Source organism: Burkholderia sp. KCJ3K979 (assembly GCF_016759955.1).
Lineage (GTDB): Bacteria > Pseudomonadota > Gammaproteobacteria > Burkholderiales > Burkholderiaceae > Burkholderia > Burkholderia orbicola.
This window is the reverse complement of record NZ_JACFYV010000334.1, coordinates 1-4,781: the sequence shown is the minus strand read 5'-3', so window position 1 is coordinate 4,781 and position 4,781 is coordinate 1. Positions and strand designations below refer to the sequence as shown.

At 70.8% G+C, this 4,781-nt stretch carries 4 protein-coding genes; 1 reads left to right on the top strand and 3 read right to left on the bottom strand.

Translation table 11 applies throughout. The annotated features are described in order from the left end of the window. On the bottom strand, positions 1-1,125 hold a 1,125-nt coding region (locus tag H3O04_RS33970), incomplete at its 3' end, for an MFS transporter (protein WP_202589358.1). A 70-nt stretch (positions 1,126-1,195) separates the two neighbouring features. Between H3O04_RS33970 and H3O04_RS33965 the strand changes: the two genes are divergently transcribed. Next, a complete protein-coding gene (locus tag H3O04_RS33965) occupies positions 1,196-2,245 on the top strand; it encodes an AraC family transcriptional regulator (RefSeq protein WP_011694597.1) in 1,050 nt (349 codons plus the stop codon). 43 nt (positions 2,246-2,288) lie between these two features. Here H3O04_RS33965 and H3O04_RS33960 read toward each other — a convergent pair whose 3' ends face one another. Then, a complete protein-coding gene (locus tag H3O04_RS33960; RefSeq protein ID WP_006479736.1) occupies positions 2,289-2,453 on the bottom strand; it encodes a hypothetical protein in 165 nt (54 codons plus the stop codon). A 69-nt stretch (positions 2,454-2,522) separates the two neighbouring features. Then, on the bottom strand, positions 2,523-4,439 hold the full coding sequence (locus H3O04_RS33955) for a DUF3857 domain-containing protein (RefSeq protein WP_202589357.1): 1,917 nt from the start codon (positions 4,437-4,439) through the stop codon (positions 2,523-2,525). Positions 4,440-4,781 lie beyond the last annotated feature (342 nt).

Here is a 4,781-nt window from a genome sequence, read left to right as displayed (position 1 = left end):
GCCGACGAACACGCCCGCCGCGCCGTTCGCGTCGAACACGACGCCGCCGGCGGCCGCACCCGTCGCGATCGCGAGCTGGATCGCCGCGACGATCAGCCCGCCCGCGCTCTCGGCCTCGTCGGGCACGGTGCGCGTGACCCACGTCGACCACGCGACCGGCACGCCGCCGAACGCCATCCCCCACAACGCGACCAGCACCGCGTCGATCATCGGCGCGCGGCCGAGCACGACGAGCGCGATGCCGAGCACGACCATCAGCGCGGGCATGCCGATCAGCATCGGCCGCAGCCGGTGTTCGAGCACGCGGCCCGCGAGCGACGTGCCGACGAAGTTCGCGATGCCGTAGCCGAGCAGGATCGCCGACAGCCCGTTCACGCCGACGCCCGCCACCTGTTCGAGGAACGGCCGCAGATACGTGAAGAACGCGAAATGGCCGGTGAACACGAGGATCGTCGCGAACATTCCGAGGCCCACGGTCGGCCGGCGCAGCACGTCGATCAGCGTACGCAGCCGCGTCGTGCCGCTCGGCGGCATCGACGGCAGCGTGACGATCTGCGACACGAACGCGATGCCGCCGAGCACGGCCGCGATCAGGAACACGTTGCGCCAGCCGATCAGGTGACCGAAGTAGCTGCCCATCGGCGCGGACGCGATGGTCGCGACCGCCACGCCGCTGAAGATGATCGACAGCGCGCGCGGCACCATCGCCGTCGGCACGAGCCGCATCGCGGTGGCGGTCGCCATCGTCCAGAAGCCGCCGAGCGCGATGCCGAGCACGACGCGGCCGAACAGCAGCATGGCCAGGTTCGGCGCGAACGCCACGGCGAGGTTCGATACGACGAGCAGCACCGAGAACACGAGCAGCACGCGCCGCCGATCGATCGTGCGCGTGAGCGCGGAGATCAGCAGGCTCGTCACGAGCGCGACCGTGGCGGTGGCCGTGACGGCCTGTCCGGCCACGCCCTCGGTCACGCCGAGGCTGTCGGCCATCGGCGTCAGCAGGCTCGCCGGCAGGAATTCGGCGGTGACGAGCCCGAACACGCCGAGCGTCATCGCGAAGACCGCGCCCCAGGCCGGTTCGCGGGGGGCCGCCGTCGAGGCGGCCGAGGAGATTCCGGGATTCATGCGGGGTTCCGTGTCGGTTAGGGAAAGTACGGATAAAGGCGTATCGTAAGGAACAGCGGCAGGACGGTCTATGACATACAATCCGTTCTTGTTGATCGAACGTCCGTATCTCGATATGTCCGAGCCCCTTCTGCCCCCGATTCCCGATGTGCACGACCTCGTCAGCGAGTTGCTGCTGGGGATGCGGCTGAGCGGCGTCCAGTACCGCCGCATTCAGGTCGCGCGGCCGTTCGGACTGAGTTTCGGCCACGGGACGGGCCGCGCGCAGTTCCATTTCATCGTGCGCGGACCCGTGCTGCTGCGCGACGCGACGGGCGAGACGATGCGGCTCGAGGCCGGCGACGCGATCCTGTTGCCGCACGGCGGCATGCACGCACTGGTGTCCGATCCGGATGTGCCGTGCCGCGAGATCGACGGCTTCGAGGTCGCGAAGATCTGCGATACGGTCGCGTCGGTGGCGTCGGCCGGCGTGTCGCCCACGAGCTGCGCGACGAAGGAACCCGGCGCCGGCGATGCGCTGATCTTCAGCGCCTGCATGGAACTCGACCTCGGCGGCATGCAGCCGCTGGTCGGCACGATGCCCGCGTTCATGCACGTGGGCACGCTGCTCGCGCGCTACCCGGAGATCCGTCCGATGCTCGATGCGATGGAGCGCGAGGCGTGTACGGCGCGCGCGGGCTTCGCGGGCATCCTCGCGCGGCTCGCGGACGTGGTCGCGGCGTTCATCGTGCGCGGCTGGGTCGAGTGCGGGTGCGGCGATGCGACCGGCTGGGTGCAGGCGCTGCGCGAGCCGAAGCTCGGCCGCGCGATCGTCGCGCTGCATCGCGACCCGGGCCGCAACTGGAGCGTCGCGGAGCTCGCGACCGAGGCAGGCGTGTCGCGCTCGGTGTTCGCCGAGCGCTTCCTCGCGGCCACCGGGATGACGCCCGTGCGCTACCTCACCGAGCTGCGGATGCGGCTCGCCGCGCAATGGATCGCCCGCGACCGCGAGACGATCGAAGCGGTCGCGTACCGGCTCGGCTACGGTTCGCTCGCGGCGTTCAGCCGTGCGTTCAAGCGCGTGGTCGGCAAGCCGCCGGGCGCCGTGCGCGCGGACGGCGACGTGCCCGCCGAAGCGTAACGCGCGGCGCGCGGGGCCGGCGGCGGTGCCGGCCCGCAGGCCGTCACTTCAATGCGTCGAGCCGGTCGACCAGCGCCGTCGCGCACTGCACGGCGAGCGCCGCGCACTGCTCCACGTCGACGGCCGCGCCGGCCGCGACCGTGCCCTGCACGATCCGGCCCAGCAATTCCTTCGAGAGTTCGGCGATCTCGTGATCCCGTTCCGTCATGATGTCCCTCCTGCGCGTCGGCGATTCCGGTGATTCGCCCGTCCGGAGCGAATGCCGTGCCCGCGCCGCTCAACGCTGCTTCGCCCGCACGACGATCTGCGCCTGCGTGTCGCGCTCGATGCGCTCGAGCGACGCGCGCAGCGCCGCGAATTCGTCCGGCGTGCAGACCTGCCGCCCGAAATCCGCGTTCATCCGCCGCGTGACCTGCACGACGCGCGCGGCCGCATCGAACACGTAATGCGACGTGAAATCGACGAAGCGGCCGTGCACGGCCGTATCGGCCGGCAGGTCGGTCACGGCGACGCCCGCCGGCAACGCGATCTGGCCGGTCTCGTCGAACGCGCCGCCAATGCAGCCCCACGGCTGCGTGCGCACCGGCTCGGCCAGCCAGGTTTCGACCTGGGTCGCGATACCGCCCGTGACGCTCGACAGCGCGGGCAACGCGGTCGTGCCGTCCGGCCAGACGAAATGATCGAGCGTGCCGGTCACGGTCACGTCGAACGGCCCGTCCGTCACGCGCCGGTCGCTGGTCGACAGTTGCGCGCGGCCGCGCAGGCCGCTTTGCCGCAGGCGCTCGGTCGCGAGCTGCGCAATGCGCTCGCGCGACGCGCGGCGAAACAGGTTGCGTTCGAGTTCGGCCGTCCAGCCATCGTCCTCGACATAAGCCTGAACACGCGCGGCGCCCGGCTGCGCGGCATCGATCGAGATCCGCGCGGTGCGGGCGCGCGGCTGCGTGGCCGGCGTGCGCGACAGCACGCCCGTATCGACCAGCAGCGCCGGGCGATCCATCACGATCGGCGGCAGGTAGCCGAACGCGATGCCGGCCGTCGTCGTATCCGCGTAGAGCGCGAGATCGGGCAGCCACGTGATCGCGTGATTGATCGCGCCGGCGCCGTAGCCGGGCACCGACGGCAGCGTGTACACGGCGCCGAGATTGATCAGCACCGGTTCGCTGCGAATGCCGACCGCCGCGAGCAACGCGCCGAACAGCGCGACATGATCCTTGCAGTCGCCGTAGCGGTTGCGCAGGATGTCGGTCACGCGATGCGGCGCGGCGGCCGTCTCGCCGAGAAACAACCCGACGTAGCGCACGTTCGCCTGCACCCAGTCGTACAGGATGCGCGCCTTGTCGCGCGGATCGGCGGCATTCGCCGTGAGCGCACGCGCCAGCTGCACGACGACCGCATCGTTCGCGCTCGGGTCAACGGCCGCGTTGCGGTAGCGCGCGGCGAACGCCGCGTAGTCGGGCAGCGTCGACACGACGAGCCGGTCGCCGTAGGTCGGATAGCCGACCGCGCCGCTTTCGATGCGATCGTACGCACCGTGCCGGTAGTCGAATTCGTAACGCGTGCGGCCGTTCGCCGTGACCGGGGGCAGCGCGACGTAGCCGCGCGCGTCCGCGTACAGCGGCATGTCGGCCGGCACGTCGAAGATCAGCCGCTGGCTGTCGACCGGCTCGCGCGACGGCTCGACGGTGTAGCCGAAGTAGCCGCGATTGACCGGCTTCGTGCGGGTCTTGCGGAACGCGACGCGGGTGCTCGACCCGGCTTCGACGCCGGGGAACACGACCGTGCGCAGCAGGCCGTCCTGGAACGTCGGCGCGCCGGCCGAGCGCGGCTCCTGCACGTCGCGGATGCCGTCCGCGCCGACCGGATGCGCGACGCCGTCGCGGTCGATCGTCTCGGTCGCGAGCAATTCCACCTTCTCGAGATTCTTGTCGAACCATACGTAGCGCTGCGCAACGGCATCAATGCCGTTCGCGTCGTTCGCGCGCAGCGTCGAATCGTCGTGCTCGTCGAGCGAACCGTCGTGCTGGATCACGAATTCGTGGACGTCGCTCACGAGCGTGACGGGCGCCATATCGCCCGCGTCGCGAGCGTCCCGCGTGTCGTGTGAGTCGGGCGTATCGGCCACGGCCGTACCCGCGCCGAGCGCCACGGCGCACGCAAGCAGGCAGCCGGTCCATCGGAAATGAAAACGCACCACGTCGAAGCTCTCCGCGCGTTCGTTACCGGACGTCAGCGCCGCGCGCCGGAGCGGGAGTCGTACCGCATGACGCGCGCATGACAGGCCGCTCGCACGCACCCGCACGCGTGGCCGCCGTGCGGCCCAGTGTGGGCGACGGGCTGGCGAGCGTCAAGCCGCGCCAGCGGGAAGGACACCTCACGCGATCGGCGACGCTTTCGAAACCGGTGACCGCGTGATGGCGTTCGCATGGCTGGGCGTGATCCTGTCAGGCACGCTGCCGACGGTGCTGCATCTCGAACGGCGGCATCCGAAACCGATCGACGCCGAGCGGCCATGCGCGCCGCGCGCTCCCTCGCGCTC